Below are 14,622 nucleotides of genomic sequence, written 5' to 3'. Positions count from 1 at the left end.
GAGGCTGAACACCGGCCTGTGGGAGCGGCCTTGTGTCGCGAAAGGGCCGCGAAGCGGCCCCGGCATTATTTGCATCGACGCTGAAACCCCGGGGCTGCTGTGCAGCCCTTTCGCGACACAAGGCCACACACACGGCTCGCGCCAGCTTTCAGAAATTGAGCAAGACAGTTGCACCCACAAGGCCTGTGCCAGGCTTTAGATGTGTACGGCGACCTTCAGTGCTTCCAGCGCCGGCTCGACCTTGATGCCCAGCGCTGCCCCCAGCTCCATTACCCGCGCCAGGTCCTGCTGCCCCACCATGACCATCTGCAGTTCATCATCGAGCAACTGGCTGAAGTTGAGCAGCACATAACCCCCGGCCTCCTTGTTCAGCGCGCCCATCTGCACCTGGATACGGTTGAGCGCGGTCAGTGGCTCGGTACGGGCCAGTTGCTTGGGCTTGAGGGTAAACGGCACGCTGTTGTCGAACGAGTCGCTGATCTGCTGGAACAGCGCCTGGTAGCTGTCGGCCTGGAACACCACGGTATCCGGCAGGCTGCCCAGCACCACCCATTCGCCCAAAGGCATCGGGAAAGTGTCGTCGTAGTTGATGTCGGGGTTGGCGGCCAGGAAGGCGACAGGGTCGGCGTAGGCCTGGGCGGCCTCGTCGGCGATACGCTCGATATCTGCCTCACGCATGCAGCCGGCGCCAATGAGGCTGATGAATTCGAGCAACTGAGTTTTCATGAAAGGGGGCCTGCGACGGGTGAAAAGTCGCCAAGGATAGCCGCAAATGCCCCCAGGCGGTTAGCCGGCCAGCACTTGCAGGCGCGCGGCGGTGTCTGCTGCGCCCATGGTTTGCGCCGCCATCAGGGCGGTGATGCCGCGGGCGTCCTGGTGCGCCGGGTCGGCCCCCTGGGCCAGCAGATAGTCGAGGATTTCGCTGCGGTTGAACATCGCCGCCAACATCAGCGCGGTGCGACCGTCCTGCGCGGCGGCATCCACCGGCACGCCATGCTCCACCAGCAGGCGAATCATCGCCAGGTCCCCTTTGAATGCGGCACCGGCAATCGGCAGTTGGCCATTGTCGTTGGCAATCAGCGGATCGGCACCTTGCGCCAGCAGCACGCGCACCGCCTCGTGGTGGCCGTGGTAGCTGGCCAGCATCAGCAAGGTATCGCCCTTGTGATTACGCAGGTTGGCCGGCAGGCCGCTGGCAAGCAGGCGCCCGAGCATGTCGGCGTCGCCCTGGCGGGCACGTTCGAACACCTGCTCGGCGAACGCAGCGGTTTCGTCATCGGTCATGGTGGCGGGTGCGGCTTGGCTGGACATAGGGAACCTCCTGGCATAATTGATGGCCCAAGTGTTCGTCAGGCATGCCATTGCGGTCAAAGGTTCAGATTCTATGAGGCCGATAGGCAAACCCTGACCCGTGCAAAATGCACTGTGCAAAATGCACGACCGTGCAGCCTGCACGATGCCGCTTCTGCAAATTCCCCGTAACCGCCTGTATTTACTGGGTTTTTCGCCAAACAGGATTCTGGCACGGTCACTGCAACCATCAACTCATGTCTGCCACACAACAGCCAGGAGTTGATATGGACCTCATCCAGCAAAAGTTCGCCTCGGTATTTTCGGCCTATCAGGTAAATACCAAAGCCCGGCCCGATGGCGGTGTACTGCTTACCCTGCGCGCAGCGGATGGCAAGGTTACCCGCCGGGTGCTGACCTACGGGCAATTGCACAGTGCCGAACAGCTGTCCTGGGCGATCAGTGCCATCCGTCGTGACCTGGCTGAAGAGGCCAGTGAATTGCCGGTCATTTCGATGCTGCAGAGCCAGCAGCGGTTTGCCCTGCCGACTTACCGCTGAGGGGCGTATTGCCTGAACTGGCCTCTTCGCGGGTGAACCCGCTCCTACGACCGACGGTTGCGCCGCCCTTGGCATCGCGCAGTCAATGTAGGAGCGGGTTCACCCGCGAAGAGGCCGGCAATGCCATTACAACTCGTCGACCCCCAGAAACGCCCGCGCCGTTACATCCCCGGTAAACCGCGCCTCCACACCCTGCTCGCTGCCATACAAGCGCAATGCCAGGCAAAACGGTGTATCACCCAGCTCAACCCAGCGCCGCGTCCCGGCCGGCACCAGCAGCTGGTCACCCTTCTCGCACAGCACCGAATACACCCAGTCCCCCAGCCGCAGACCAACCTGCGCCCGCCCGCTGATCACGGCGAACAGCTCGTCGGCATCATGCACATGCTCATCCCGCACATCGACCTGTGCCGGGTCTTCACCGTCGCGGTTGAGCAGCGCGAAGGCCTTGCTGCCATGCGCCGTCATCAACTCATCCAGATACACGCGGCAAACCTCCAGCACCTCGTCCTGGGCCGTGCCCGGGCGCACCCGCAGGCCAGGTTCGGCATGCACAAAGCGCACGCCCTGCTCGGCCAACGTAGCGGCGATGTCGTCGTGGTGAGTCAGCACCTTGTTCGGCAGTGCCGGGCTGGCGGGGTGGAAAACGCTGAGAATGCTCATCAGGGGCGGGTCCTGGTCGGTTGCGAACAAAGGGCAATGATAACGGCTGCGGCCAAGGCTGCGGCACTGGCCATACCAAAGGTGAAGGTGGGGCCCAGCAGCTTCCAGCTGTAGCCTGAGTACAGCGCCCCCAGCGCACCGCCGGTACCCGATAGCGCTGCGTAAAGCGCCTGGCCCTGGCCCTGCTGGCGGGCACCGAAGCTGGCCTGGACGAACGCGATGCAGGCGGCATGGAAGCAGCCAAAGGTGGCCGCGTGCAGCAGCTGGGCGAAGATCAGTACTGCCGGCTCCTGGGCCAGGTTGCCCAGCAGCAGCCAGCGCAATGCCGCCAGCAGGAAGCTGACCAACAGCACGCGCTGCACGCTGAAACGGGCGAACAGGCGGCTCATGACCATGAACATCAGCACCTCGGCCACCACCCCAAGCGCCCATAACAGGCCGATGGCACCGCGCGTGTAGCCCAAGTGCTCCAGGTGCAGGGTAAGGAAGGTGTAGTACGGTCCGTGGCTGAGCTGCATCAGGGCCACGCACGCGTAGAACGCGATCACCCCCGGGGCACGCAACTGCTGCAGGAAGCCCCCCGTGCCGCTGCGCCCGCCCTGTTCCACCGGCTGGGCATTGGGCACCCACAGGCTGGCGGCAACGATGCCGGCCATGATCGTGACCAGCGCCACCGGGTAGATGTCCAGGCTCAACCACTCGAACAAGCGGCCCAGGCCAACCACGGTGAGGATGAAACCGATCGAACCCCACAGACGTACCTGGCTGTAGCGCGACGTTTGCCCGTGCAGGTGGGCCAAGGTGATGACCTCGAACTGCGGCAGCACCGCATGCCAGAAGAACGCGTGCAGGGCCATCACCAGCGCCAGCCAGGCGTAGCTTTTGCCGAAGAAGATCAGGGCGAAGGTGGCCAGGGTGCACAGCGCGCCAAGGCGGACGATCAACAGGCGCTGGCCCGTGCGATCGCCCAGCCAGCCCCACAGGTTGGGGGCCACGCAGCGCATCAGCATGGGGATGGCCACCAGCTCGCCGATGCGCGCCGGGGAGAAGCCCAGGTGGTCGAAGTACAGCGCCAGGAACGGTGCGGTGGAGCCCAGCAGGGCGAAATAGAACAGGTAGAAGCTGGACAGGCGCCAGTAGGGGATGGGTTGCATGGGGTGGCCTTGTGGGGACCTGGGCCGGCCTCTTCGCGGGTGAACCCGCGCCTACGCGGATTTCACCCTGTCACTGCACCTGAGGGCAGTGATATCCCAATTTAGGCGCGGGTTTACCCGCGAAGAGGCCGGTGCAGGTGGATCAGCGCTGGCCCAGCACCGGGGTATTCACTTGCACATCGGCATTCTGCGCACGGTGGCGCAGCAGGTGGTCCATCAGCGCAATGGCCATCATCGCCTCGGCAATCGGCGTGGCACGGATGCCCACGCACGGGTCATGGCGGCCCTTGGTGATGACGTCCACCGGGTTGCCATCGACATCGATCGAGCGGCCCGGGGTGGTGATGCTGGAAGTGGGCTTCAGCGCCAGGTGCGCAATGATCGGCTGACCGGAGGAAATACCGCCCAGAATGCCGCCCGCGTTGTTGCTGAGGAAGCCTTCCGGGGTCAGCTCGTCCCGGTGCTCGGTGCCGCGCTGGGCCACACTGGCGAAGCCGGCGCCGATTTCCACGCCCTTGACCGCGTTGATGCTCATCAGCGCATGGGCCAGCTCTGCATCCAGGCGGTCGAAGATCGGCTCGCCCAGCCCGGGCATCACGCCTTCTGCGACCACGGTGATCTTGGCGCCCACCGAATCCTGGTCTCGGCGCAGCTGGTCCATGTAGGCCTCCAGCTCAGGTACTTTGTCCGGATCAGGGCTGAAGAAGGCGTTCTGCTCCACCGACTCCCAGGTCTTGAACGGGATTTCGATCGGGCCCAGCTGGCTCATGTAGCCACGCACGGTGATGCCCTGGGTGGCCAGGAACTTCTTGGCGATAGCGCCGGCGGCCACGCGCATGGCGGTTTCGCGGGCCGAGCTGCGGCCGCCGCCGCGGTAGTCGCGGATACCGTACTTGTGGTGGTAGGTGTAGTCGGCGTGGGCCGGGCGGAACAGGTCCTTGATGGCCGAGTAGTCCTTGGACTTCTGGTCGGTGTTGCGGATCAGCAGGCCGATCGAGCAGCCGGTGGTGCGGCCTTCGAACACGCCGGAAAGGATTTCTACCTCGTCGGCTTCCTGGCGCTGGGTGGTGTGCCGGCTGGTGCCGGGCTTGCGCCGGTCAAGGTCGTGCTGCAGGTCGGCGAGGGAAATTTCCAGGCCCGGAGGGCATCCATCGACAATGGCGACCAACGCCGGGCCATGGCTCTCGCCAGCGGTGGTGACAGTGAACAGCTTGCCGTAGGTATTGCCGGACATGGACGCTCCGCGAGTTCTGCCTGAAATGGACGAAGCCAGCAGTATACAGATGCTTTGATCGCCTGTGCGGGCCTCTTCGCGGGCATGCCCGCTCCCACAGGATCACCACAGATCCGAATGCTGTGAAATACCTGTGGGAGCGGGCGTGCCCGCGAAAGGGCCGAACCTGCCATTCGCTTCCCAGAACCTTCCTGCAAACATTGGGTCAAACCCACATCTCCCCATGTAGTACCGCATGATGTCGCGCCTCGTCGCCTTGCTCTTCCTGCTGTGCACCGGCCTGGCCCAGGCCGCCGCCCCCACTGTACTGCAACGCCCGATCGACCTGGACACCGGCCAGGGCGTGCTGCACGGCAGCCTGCTGCTGCCACAACAAGCCACCCCGCCGCCAGTGGTGCTGATCATCGCCGGCTCCGGCCCCACCGACCGCGACGGCAACAACCCGGCGTCGGGCCGGGTCGACAACCTGAAGCGCCTGGCCCTGCTGCTGGCCAACGAACACATTGCCAGCGTGCGTTACGACAAACGCGGGGTGGCCGCCAGCCAGCCGGCCACGCCTGACGAGCGTGACCTCAGCGTGGAGCGCTACGTGGCCGATGTGGTCGCCTGGAGCCGCAAGCTCAAAGCCGACCCGCGCTTCGGCCCGCTGATCCTGATTGGCCACAGCGAAGGCGCACTGATTGCCAGCCTGGCCGCCGAGCAGGCTGGCGCCAGCGCAGTCATCACCCTGGCCGGCAGCGGCCGGCCGCTGGCCGAGGTGCTGCACGAACAACTGGCCCAGCGCCTGCCGCCCGCGCAACTGGCCGGTGGCAGTGCCCTGCTCGACCGCCTGCAGGCCGGGCAGACCAGCCTGGATGTGCCAGCGCCGTTGCGCCAGGTGTTTCGCCCCAGCGTGCAGCCGTACCTGATTTCGCTGTTCCAGCAAAACCCGGCAGCCGCCTTTGCCCGCCTGCCGATGCCCGCGCTGATCGTGCAGGGGCGCAACGACGTGCAGGTGGACGTGGCCGACGCCCAACGGCTGAAAGCGGCCAAGCCAGATGCACAACTGGTCCTGATTGATGGCATGAACCACATGCTGCGCATCAGCCCCAAGGGCATGAGCCAGCAGCGCGACAGCTACCTCAACCCCGAGCTGCCGCTGGCGCGTGAGCTGGGCGAGCGAATTGTGACGTTCATCCAGCATTTGCCTTCGGCGTAAGTCAAACAGGCTCAGGTCTCAGCCATGCCTGCCGATACAGCAGGCATAGCTGAGGACAAGCCCTGATGACCACCTCCCCCACCGCCGTCGAGCCGGCCGAAGAACCCCAGGAAATCCCCGCCCTGCCCTGGGCCGAGCTGACCGCCGAACATTTCCAGCTGCTACGCCTGGCAGCACTGCCTACCGACCGCAGCACCGGCGCGCGGCCGCTGCGTTTTGTGCAGTTCGGCTATGCCGAGCGCCATGACAAGGCACACAGCCTGCTGCGCATGGAAATCCAGCTGCCTGGGCAAAAAGTGCACAAAGAGCAGAACCGCCTGGACATCCGCGTCGACCATGCCGAGCGCCTGGTGCGTATTGGCAATGAACATGGCCTGCAACTGGAACCGGTGAACCGTGGCATCGGCCGTTTCATGCTGGCCCAGGCCGCGCAGTGGTTGCAGCGCAGGTGGTCGCACTACCGGGTTGAAGGCATGGCGCTGCCGAGCAAGGATGCCCTGAACGAGGACTCACGCCTGCGCCGTGACCACTGCTTGCGCGGGGTGGGTATCGAGGTGCAGTACGAGGACAGCCAGCACCTGAAGGGCCGCACCGCGGATATGACCGTGGGCCAGCTCAAGGCCGCCTGGAGCAACGAGCGCCTGCAGCGGGTGGAGATTCTGGATGCCGCCAACCTGCTGCAGCAGGCGGACCAGCAACTGCAGGAAAAGGAAGGGCAACTGCGCGAGCGGGATGAGCGCGTGGCCAAATACCAGCGCGAAGACGGCGGATTGCGTTTCACCATTACCTGCCTGGTGGCGTTTGCCGTGTTCCAGGCAGGGCTGTTGATCTGGATTGCAACCCGCTAAGACCGCATCAGCCGGTGGAGATTGGGGCCGCTTCGCGGCCCATCGCGACACAAGGCCGCTCCCATAGATTGATCGCGCACCTTGTGGAGCCTTGTGTCGCGATGGGCTGCAAAGCAGCCCCAAATAGCCTAAACGCGGGCCTTGAACAATTCCTGATGCTGGCGGCACTGCTCGGCGGTGAGCATGAACACCCCGTGCCCGCCACGCTCGAATTCCAGCCAGGCAAAGTCCACCTCTGGGTACAACGCCTCGACATGCACCTGGCTGTTGCCCACTTCGACAATCAGCAAACCCTTCTCGGTCAGGTGGTCAGCCGCTTCGGCCAGCATCCGCCGTACCAGGTCCAGGCCGTCGCTGCCGCAGGCCAGGCCCAGCTCGGGCTCATGGTGGTACTCGGCCGGCATGTCGTCGAAGTCTTCGGCATCGACATACGGCGGGTTGGACAGGATCAGGTCGAAACGCTGCCCCGGCAAACCACCAAAGCCATCGCCCTGCACGGTGTACACGCGCCCGTCCAGGCCATGGCGCTCGATGTTCTGGTTGGCCACTTCAAGGGCCTGGAACGACAGGTCGGCCAACACCACCTCGGCCTCGGGGAACACGTCAGCGGCGACGATGCCGATGCAACCCGACCCCGTGCACAGGTCCAGAATGCGCGCCGGCTCGCTGGCCAGCCACGGCTCAAAACGTTTTTCGATCAGCTGGCCAATGGGCGAACGCGGCACCAGCACCCGTTCGTCGACAATGAACGACATGCCGCAGAACCAGGCCTCGCCCAGCAGGTAGGCGGCCGGTACACGCTCTTCGATACGGCGCTTGAGCAGGTGCTGAAGGCGTACTCGCTCGTCGTCCTCGAGCATGCAGTCCAGGTAGCTGTCGGCCACCTCCCATGGCAGGTGCACCGCACCCAGCACCAGCAGGCGGGCTTCGTCCCAGGCGTTGTCGGCACCGTGACCGAAGAACAGGTCATGCTCGTGGAAGCGGCTGACCGCCCAGCGGATGTAGTCGCGCAGCGTGCGCAGACGGGATGTGATCACGGGGTACTCCTATTTTCAGACCGGACAAAAGTCTAACAGCCCCACCCGCACATTTGTTCCTTTGCCTTGCCCAAAGGCTAGCCACAGGCCAGTAACCATGCCGCTTGCGTTGTCAACCATTCCCATTGGCGCCAAGGCAGGGGAGAATAGGTATACAAAAGCCCTATCCAAGGAGCCCTTGATGTCCGTTCCAACCACGATGTTTCGCCTCACTGGCCGCGACTATCCGCCGGCCAAGCTGAGCCACGCCAGCCTGATCATCATCGATGCACAAAAGGAGTACCTCAGTGGTCCCCTGAAGCTGTCAGGCATGGACGAGGCCGTGGCCAACATCGCCAGGTTGCTCGACGCCGCCCGTAAAAGCGGCCGTCCGATCATCCATGTTCGCCACCTGGGCACTGTTGGTGGCCGTTTCGACCCCCAGGGGCCGGCTGGCCAGTTCATTCCGGGGCTGGAGCCGCTGGAAGGTGAAATCGTCATCGAAAAACGCATGCCCAACGCGTTCAAGAACACCAAGCTGCACGAAACTTTGCAGGAGCTGGGCCACCTGGACCTGATCGTCTGTGGTTTCATGAGCCATTCCAGCGTCAGCACCACCGTTCGCCGCGCCAAGGACTATGGTTATCGGTGCACCCTGGTAGAAGACGCGTCGGCCACCCGCGACCTGGCATTCAAGGACGGCGTCATTCCGGCCGCGCAGATTCACCAGTGCGAAATGGCCGTGATGGCTGACAACTTCGCTTGCGTCGCACCCACCGCGAGCCTGATCTGAGCGGCTTGCAGGACCGCCCGGCAGCCGGGCGGAACCCGATGGGCAGCAGCAGGTCGAATTCCGGATATCCACCGAGGAGAGCGGAATGAAGCTTAAAGGCAGTTTCGACGCCAAGCGCCTGCGCCCGCGCGAGCCGCGTAACTGGGGCGCCCGCCTGGCGGCCGGCCTGTCGGCCCTGCTGGCGACGCTGGGCGTATTGCTGGCCATGGCCGGCGTCGCCGGCCTGCTGGGCAACTACCCTGCCCTGCAGGAACTCAACGCCAACAAACCGTTGTCCAGCATCCTCTCCGTGGCTGGCTTGTTGCTGCTGTGGCTGGGTGTGCGCTTCTGGCGGCGCAGCCGTATCCGCTTGCGCCGCGGGCGGGAGCTTAACCTGTCGCCGCACCTGATGAAGAAGCACGATTGAGACGCTGCTAACGCGGTCCTTGTGGGAGCAACTGTCTTGCTCAATTTCTAAAAGCTGGCGCCTTCCCTGTGGGAGCGGGCTTGCCCGCGAACACGGGCGAAGCCCGTGCCATCCACCACGGTGTTGGCTTCGCGGGCAAGCCCGCTTCCACGCGGCTCACGCTGCGTTCTGGATTTACGTTGTACTTTCAGGCTGCGGTAGCACTAGATCGAGCCATGATGTACCCGTTCTGAGCATGGCATTTAACCGCACGATGAACGTTCTCATGCAGGCCACGATAGCGACTTTGGGAAGTTTTCCGCGCTCCCGCAGTGACTGATAACGAGCCTTGAGTGCTGGGTTGTATCTCATCGCCACAAGGCATGCCATGTACAGCGATCGCCTGACCGCAAATCGTCCGCCAGAGATAGAGCGCTTGCCCATGAATTTCCCGCTGTCGTGGTTGAAGGGCGCCACTCCGACCAGGGAGGCAATTTCTCTGGATTCAACCCGACCCAGCTCCGGCAGCAGCGCTACTAGCTTGCCCGCTGTCACCATCCCAATGCCTTTCACTTTAATCAGTTGGGTAACCCGTTCGTCGTTCAGCATCGCGGTTTGCTGTTCGATCTCACGCTCAACCAGTTTGATCTGCGCTTTGAAGTGTTTCAGGTTGGCATTCAGGTAGTTAGCAACTGCAGTCGATTGCACCTGCTTCAGGCGCCGCAGGTCGTCATCTCGCTGTTGAACCAACCGATCACGTTGCTGAAGCAACTCTCGCAGAAGCGCTCGTTCGGGGCTGATTCGCAGGGAGGGTTGATCTGGAATGACTTCGGCATAGTGCGCCAGAACCTCGGCGTCGATGGCGTCAGTCTTGGCCTTGATGCCTAGAGAGTCAGCGAATGACCTGGCTCGCCTGGGATTAACGCGTATGACCTTGTAGCCAGCGTCCTGTAGAAAACGCATGACATCTCGCTCGTAGCCACCCGTCGCCTCTAACAGGACGCGCTTGATACTGAGCTTGCGAAGGCTCTCCAGTAGCGCCTCAAAGCCTGTGGGATCATTGCTTAAATGCATTTTGATGCCCTGTGGCCGCACCGCAGCATCAAGGGAGAGACTGGAAACATCGATACCCAAGAAGGAAGCCATCACCAAAACCTCCTAAACTCAACACAGTGAGAGGACTTTGGCTTGGCCCACGCTTGTGATTCGAGATCAGAGCCGCATCCAACTGTTCGGGCTCTCGCCAAAGTGGAACGGTGAATGGCAGCTTGTGCTCCCACACGTGCTCAAGGCACCTACGGCATTCAGCTTGCCATTCACCGCTCTCACTCCAGATTCTAATCCCCCATCAAGACACAAGCGGCCTTGTGTCGCGAAAGGGCCGCAAAGCGGCCCCGGCAATTCATGCAGTGAACTGAAACCCTCGGGGGCGCTGCGCACCCCTTTCGCGACGCAAGGCCGCTCCCACCCCGATCGCACCGGCCTCAAGCCATGCGCAATCCCTGCAGGAGCGGGTTTACCCGCGAAGAGGCCCGCACAGGCTGCCCCGGCAATTCATGCAGTGAACTGAAACCCTCGGGGGCGCTGCGCACCCCTTTCGCGACGCAAGGCAGTTGCCCCCCGATCGCACCGGCCACAAGCCATGTGCAATCCCTGTAGGAGCGGGTTTACCCGCGAAGAGGCCCGCACAGGCTGCACACGGCCCCACAGTCGCGTAAACTACGTCGCCTACGTGGAGGCATCATGCAAGACGACGATTTTTCCCTGTTCAAGGCCGAAGTGCGCGGCGTAAAGCCGATCAGCCACGACCGTGCCGACGTCGGCAAGCCCAAGGCCGACCGCCAGAAGCTGGCCGGCCTGCGCCAGGCGGCGACCGTGCGCAGTGACAAGGCTTTGGTCATCGATGGCATGTCCGACCAGTTCGTCATCGACGTAGGCGCCGAAGACGAGCTGATGTGGCGCCGCGATGGCGTGCAGGAAGGCCAGCTGCGCAAGCTGAAGCTGGGGCAGATTCCATTCGAGGGCAGCCTCGACCTGCACGGCATGACGGTGGAAAAGGCCCGCGAAACCTTGTGGGACTTCATCGCCGAAGCCACCAAACTGGAGGTGCGCTGCGTGCGAGTGACCCACGGCAAGGCCGCGCGCCTGGACGGCAAGCGCCCGATGATCAAGAGCCACGTCAACACCTGGCTGCGCCAGCACCCGCAAGTGCTCGGTTTTGCCTCGTGCAGTGCCCGCCACGGCGGCACCGGCGCGGTGTATGTGATGCTGAAGCGAACCATGCTCGAAGGCCGCGACGAGTAACGCCGCGCTTGCAGCGCCGCCCTCACCGCCGTACCCTTCGTTTTTGCGATTTTTTCCCACAGGTAGATCCATGTCCCTGGAACAGAACTACACCGAGATCCTCAGCCAGATTGGCGAGGACGTCTCCCGTGAGGGCCTGCTCGACACGCCCAAGCGGGCTGCAAAGGCGATGAAGTACCTTTGCCGCGGTTATGAGCAAACACTGGAAGAAGTCACCAACAACGCTTTGTTCAGCTCTGACAACAGCGAAATGGTGCTGGTCCGGGACATCGAGCTGTATTCGATGTGCGAACACCACATGCTGCCGTTCATTGGCAAGGCACACGTTGCCTACCTGCCGAAGGGCAAGGTACTGGGCCTGTCCAAGGTGGCACGTATCGTCGACATGTACGCCCGCCGCCTGCAGATCCAGGAAAACCTCAGCCGCCAGATCGCCGAAGCCGTGCAGCAGGTAACCGGTGCCGCGGGCGTGGCCGTGGTGGTCGAAGCCAAGCACATGTGCATGATGATGCGCGGTGTCGAAAAGCAGAATTCGACCATGATCACCTCGGTGATGCTGGGTGAGTTCCGCGATAACGCCGCCACCCGTAGCGAGTTCCTCAGCCTGATCAAGTGATTGGTTGCTGACCCCAAGCCGACCCTTCAGGGTCGGCTTTTGCATTTCAGGAGTTGTCCATGATCGTCAAAGCCCTGCGGGTTGGCCTCGGCCAGCTCATTGTGTTCGGTGACTGGATCAGCCGCCCGGCCAAGCGCAAGCGCGACGCGGCCGCCCAGGCCCGCATCGAGCAAGCGGCCAAGGGGCTGGCGCTGTACCAGTTCCACGCCTGCCCGTTCTGCGTCAAAACCCGCCGCACCCTGCACCGTTTGAACGTGCCGGTGGCGCTGCGCGACGCCAAGAACGACCCGGTGCACCGCCAGGCCCTGCAAGAAGGTGGCGGCCGGGTGAAAGTGCCATGCCTGCGCATTGAAGAAGCCGGCAAGGTGACCTGGATGTATGAGTCCAAGGCGATCATCGCTTACCTGGATGAGCGGTTTGCCGCCATCTGACTGACGCTGCAGATCCCTTGTGGGAGCGGGCGAGCCCGCGAAGCAGGCATCGCGGTGGTTGGCACGGGCTGCGCCCGTGTTCGCGGGCACGCCCGCTCCCACAAGGGTTGCGCAAGCGCCTGGAAAACAGGTCGGCTTTCAACCCACCATCGGCACATGCCGCGGGTGGCTGCTGACCCGCTCCAGCCAGGCCCTTACCGCCGGGTACTCCGCCAGGTCGAAGCCGCCCTGCTGCGCCACATGGGTGTAGGCATACAACGCCACATCGGCAATCGAGTAGTGCTCACCCACCAGGTAAGGCGTCATCTGCAACTGTCGCTCCATCACCTTCAGCGCCTTGTAGCCGCCCTTGTGCAATTTGCGGTACTCGTCCAGGCGCTCGTCCGGTAACCCCAGGTAGAACTGGATGAACCGCGCCACGGCAATGTACGGCTCATGGCTGTACTGCTCGAAAAACTGCCACTGCAGCACCTGGGTACGCAGGCGCGGCTCGCTGGGCAGGAACTCGCTGCCATCGGCCAGGAAGTTGAGAATGGCGTTGGACTCCCACAGGTAGCTACCGTCTTCCAGTTCCAGCACCGGTACCTTGCCGTTAGGGTTCATCGCCAGAAACTCGGGCGTTTCGGTCTCGCCCTTGAGGATGTCCACCGGGTGCCATTCATAGGGCCGGCCCAGCAGGCTCAACATGAGCTTGACCTTGTAACAGTTACCCGACTGGTAGTCGCCATAGACCTTGTACATCGACCCTCCCTGCAAAGCAGTTTCGCAATTGCGCCCAATATTTGGCGACTGTACGGCTAAAAGCAATGGCCGCTGTATGGCAAGGATCAACCTTGCTCGCTGTAGTCTGAAAAAACTGCTTACACCTTTACAAGGATTTTATTCATGACCGATGCCACTTCCGCACGCCTGCGGCCCCTGGCAGACTCCTCCCCCTCGGCGGTGGTCGCCGGCTTCATTGCCATGCTCACCGGCTATACCAGTTCGCTGGTGTTGATGTTCCAGGCCGGCCAGGCGGCCGGGCTGACCACCGCGCAGATCTCGTCATGGATCTGGGCGCTGTCGATCGGCATGGCGGTATGCAGCATCGGCCTGTCGCTACGCTACCGCACACCGGTCACCGTCGCCTGGTCCACCCCCGGCGCGGCGCTGCTGATCACCAGCCTGGGTGGGGTCAGCTATGGCGAAGCCATTGGCGCCTACATTACCTGCGCCTTGCTGGTGCTGGTGTGCGGCCTGACCGGCAGCTTCGAGCGCCTGGTCAAACGCATCCCGGCCTCGCTGGCCTCGGCGCTGCTGGCGGGCATCCTGTTCAAGATCGGCAGCGAAATCTTCGTGGCCGCCCAGCACCGCACGCTGCTGGTGCTGGGCATGTTCTTCAGCTATCTGCTGGTCAAGCGCCTGTCGCCGCGTTATTGCGTGCTGGCCGCGCTGCTGGTGGGCACGGCATTGTCCGGCGCGTTGGGCCTGCTGGACTTCAGCGGCTTCCACCTGGAAGTGGCCAAGCCGGTGTGGACCACCCCAAGCTTCTCACTGGCGGCAACCATCAGCATCGGCATTCCGCTGTTCGTGGTGGCCATGACCTCACAGAACATGCCAGGCGTGGCCGTCCTGCGTGCCGACGGCTACCAGGTACCGGCCTCGCCGCTGATTTCGGCCACCGGCTTTGCCTCGCTGCTGCTGGCGCCGTTTGGCTCGCATGGGGTCAACCTGGCGGCGATCAGCGCGGCGATCTGCACCGGGCCGCATGCCCATGAAGACCCGGCCAAACGCTACACCGCGGCGGTGTGGTGCGGGATTTTCTACGGCATTGCCGGGGTGTTCGGCGCCACCTTGGCGGCACTGTTCGCGGCATTGCCGAAAGAACTGGTGCTGTCGATTGCGGCACTGGCCCTGTTTGGTTCGATCATGAACGGTTTGACCGTGGCCATGAGCGAGGCGCGTGAGCGGGAGGCCGCGGTGATCACCTTTATGGTGACCGCTTCGGGGCTGACCTTGTTCTCGATTGGTTCGGCGTTCTGGGGGATTGTGGCGGGGGTGTTGGCTTTGGTGATTCTTAACCCGCGTAGGGGGTGAGGGTTGTTGTTGCCTGGGGTGGCCTCTTCGCGGGTAAACCCGCTCCTACGACGG

Annotated in this window: 17 protein-coding genes; 9 read left to right on the top strand and 8 right to left on the bottom strand. The window is 63.2% G+C overall.

Annotated features, from left to right (window positions below):
- Positions 1-195: 195 nt before the first annotated feature.
- Together V6093_RS24740 and V6093_RS24735 are read right to left on the bottom strand one after the other, a co-directional pair.
- Positions 196-726, bottom strand: coding sequence for a hypothetical protein (locus tag V6093_RS24740; protein ID WP_004577082.1), 531 nt, complete (start codon positions 724-726; stop codon positions 196-198).
- A gap of 60 nt (positions 727-786) precedes the next feature.
- Positions 787-1,311, bottom strand: a complete 525-nt coding sequence (locus V6093_RS24735; RefSeq protein WP_003252811.1) for an ankyrin repeat domain-containing protein — start codon at positions 1,309-1,311, stop codon at positions 787-789.
- Positions 1,312-1,577: 266 nt separating this feature from the next.
- On the opposite strand from V6093_RS24735, the gene V6093_RS24730 reads away from it, so the two are divergent.
- Positions 1,578-1,850, top strand: coding sequence for a DUF3509 domain-containing protein (locus V6093_RS24730; RefSeq protein WP_003252809.1), 273 nt, complete (start codon positions 1,578-1,580; stop codon positions 1,848-1,850).
- 126 nt (positions 1,851-1,976) lie between these two features.
- Here the strand turns inward: V6093_RS24730 and V6093_RS24725 are convergent, their stop codons facing one another.
- The 3 genes from V6093_RS24725 to aroC form a co-directional block, all read right to left on the bottom strand.
- Positions 1,977-2,513 carry an oxidase gene (locus V6093_RS24725; protein WP_274083886.1) on the bottom strand — a complete coding sequence of 179 codons (537 nt, stop codon included), beginning with the start codon at positions 2,511-2,513 and terminating at the stop codon, positions 1,977-1,979.
- A complete protein-coding gene (locus tag V6093_RS24720; protein ID WP_003252805.1) occupies positions 2,513-3,667 on the bottom strand; it encodes an MFS transporter in 1,155 nt (384 codons plus the stop codon). Before V6093_RS24720 ends, V6093_RS24725 begins: the two co-directional genes overlap by 1 nt.
- A 142-nt stretch (positions 3,668-3,809) precedes the next feature.
- On the bottom strand, positions 3,810-4,901 hold the full coding sequence (aroC, locus tag V6093_RS24715) for a chorismate synthase (RefSeq protein WP_060538718.1): 1,092 nt from the start codon (positions 4,899-4,901) through the stop codon (positions 3,810-3,812).
- Between the two features lie 235 nt (positions 4,902-5,136).
- On the opposite strand from aroC, the gene V6093_RS24710 reads away from it, so the two are divergent.
- Both V6093_RS24710 and V6093_RS24705 read left to right on the top strand, forming a co-directional pair.
- Positions 5,137-6,099: an alpha/beta hydrolase gene (locus V6093_RS24710; protein ID WP_003252801.1), complete on the top strand. Its 963-nt coding sequence runs from the start codon at positions 5,137-5,139 to the stop codon at positions 6,097-6,099.
- Between the two features lie 65 nt (positions 6,100-6,164).
- Entirely contained in the window at positions 6,165-6,947 is a 783-nt protein-coding gene (locus tag V6093_RS24705) for a hypothetical protein (RefSeq protein WP_003252799.1), read from the top strand.
- Positions 6,948-7,075: 128 nt separating this feature from the next.
- Here the strand turns inward: V6093_RS24705 and prmB are convergent, their stop codons facing one another.
- Positions 7,076-7,984, bottom strand: a complete 909-nt coding sequence (gene prmB / locus V6093_RS24700) for a 50S ribosomal protein L3 N(5)-glutamine methyltransferase (protein ID WP_003252797.1) — start codon at positions 7,982-7,984, stop codon at positions 7,076-7,078.
- 181 nt (positions 7,985-8,165) lie between these two features.
- Here prmB and V6093_RS24695 point away from each other — a divergent pair, with 181 nt between their 5' ends.
- Both V6093_RS24695 and V6093_RS24690 read left to right on the top strand, forming a co-directional pair.
- Positions 8,166-8,756, top strand: a complete 591-nt coding sequence (locus tag V6093_RS24695; RefSeq protein ID WP_003252796.1) for a cysteine hydrolase family protein — start codon at positions 8,166-8,168, stop codon at positions 8,754-8,756.
- A gap of 85 nt (positions 8,757-8,841) precedes the next feature.
- Positions 8,842-9,162 (top strand): hypothetical protein, encoded by a 321-nt coding sequence (locus V6093_RS24690; protein WP_047605245.1) that lies wholly within the window; start codon positions 8,842-8,844, stop codon positions 9,160-9,162.
- Between the two features lie 174 nt (positions 9,163-9,336).
- On the opposite strand, the gene V6093_RS24685 is transcribed toward V6093_RS24690, so the two are convergent.
- Positions 9,337-10,287 carry an IS110 family transposase gene (locus tag V6093_RS24685; RefSeq protein WP_004577666.1) on the bottom strand — a complete coding sequence of 317 codons (951 nt, stop codon included), beginning with the start codon at positions 10,285-10,287 and terminating at the stop codon, positions 9,337-9,339.
- A 597-nt stretch (positions 10,288-10,884) separates the two neighbouring features.
- On the opposite strand from V6093_RS24685, the gene V6093_RS24680 reads away from it, so the two are divergent.
- The 3 genes from V6093_RS24680 to V6093_RS24670 all read left to right on the top strand — a co-directional run bounded on the left by V6093_RS24680 (position 10,885) and on the right by V6093_RS24670 (position 12,492).
- The gene (locus tag V6093_RS24680; RefSeq protein ID WP_003252791.1) at positions 10,885-11,445 is read left to right on the top strand and encodes a Smr/MutS family protein; all 561 of its coding nucleotides are present in this window, start codon (positions 10,885-10,887) and stop codon (positions 11,443-11,445) included.
- Between the two features lie 70 nt (positions 11,446-11,515).
- Positions 11,516-12,061, top strand: a complete 546-nt coding sequence (folE, locus tag V6093_RS24675; protein ID WP_003252789.1) for a GTP cyclohydrolase I FolE — start codon at positions 11,516-11,518, stop codon at positions 12,059-12,061.
- Positions 12,062-12,120: 59 nt separating this feature from the next.
- Positions 12,121-12,492: a glutaredoxin gene (locus tag V6093_RS24670; RefSeq protein WP_010952857.1), complete on the top strand. Its 372-nt coding sequence runs from the start codon at positions 12,121-12,123 to the stop codon at positions 12,490-12,492.
- Between the two features lie 138 nt (positions 12,493-12,630).
- Here V6093_RS24670 and V6093_RS24665 read toward each other — a convergent pair whose 3' ends face one another.
- Entirely contained in the window at positions 12,631-13,233 is a 603-nt protein-coding gene (locus V6093_RS24665; protein WP_003252786.1) for a glutathione S-transferase family protein, read from the bottom strand.
- 144 nt (positions 13,234-13,377) lie between these two features.
- Here V6093_RS24665 and V6093_RS24660 point away from each other — a divergent pair, with 144 nt between their 5' ends.
- A complete protein-coding gene (locus tag V6093_RS24660) occupies positions 13,378-14,568 on the top strand; it encodes a benzoate/H(+) symporter BenE family transporter (RefSeq protein ID WP_004577077.1) in 1,191 nt (396 codons plus the stop codon).
- Positions 14,569-14,622 lie beyond the last annotated feature (54 nt).

The sequence above is a fragment of the Pseudomonas putida group bacterium ESBL64 genome (genome assembly GCF_045277175.1).
Lineage (GTDB): Bacteria > Pseudomonadota > Gammaproteobacteria > Pseudomonadales > Pseudomonadaceae > Aquipseudomonas > Aquipseudomonas alloputida.
Note: the sequence above shows the minus strand (reverse complement) of the source record. Positions and strands in the feature narration are given on the sequence as shown.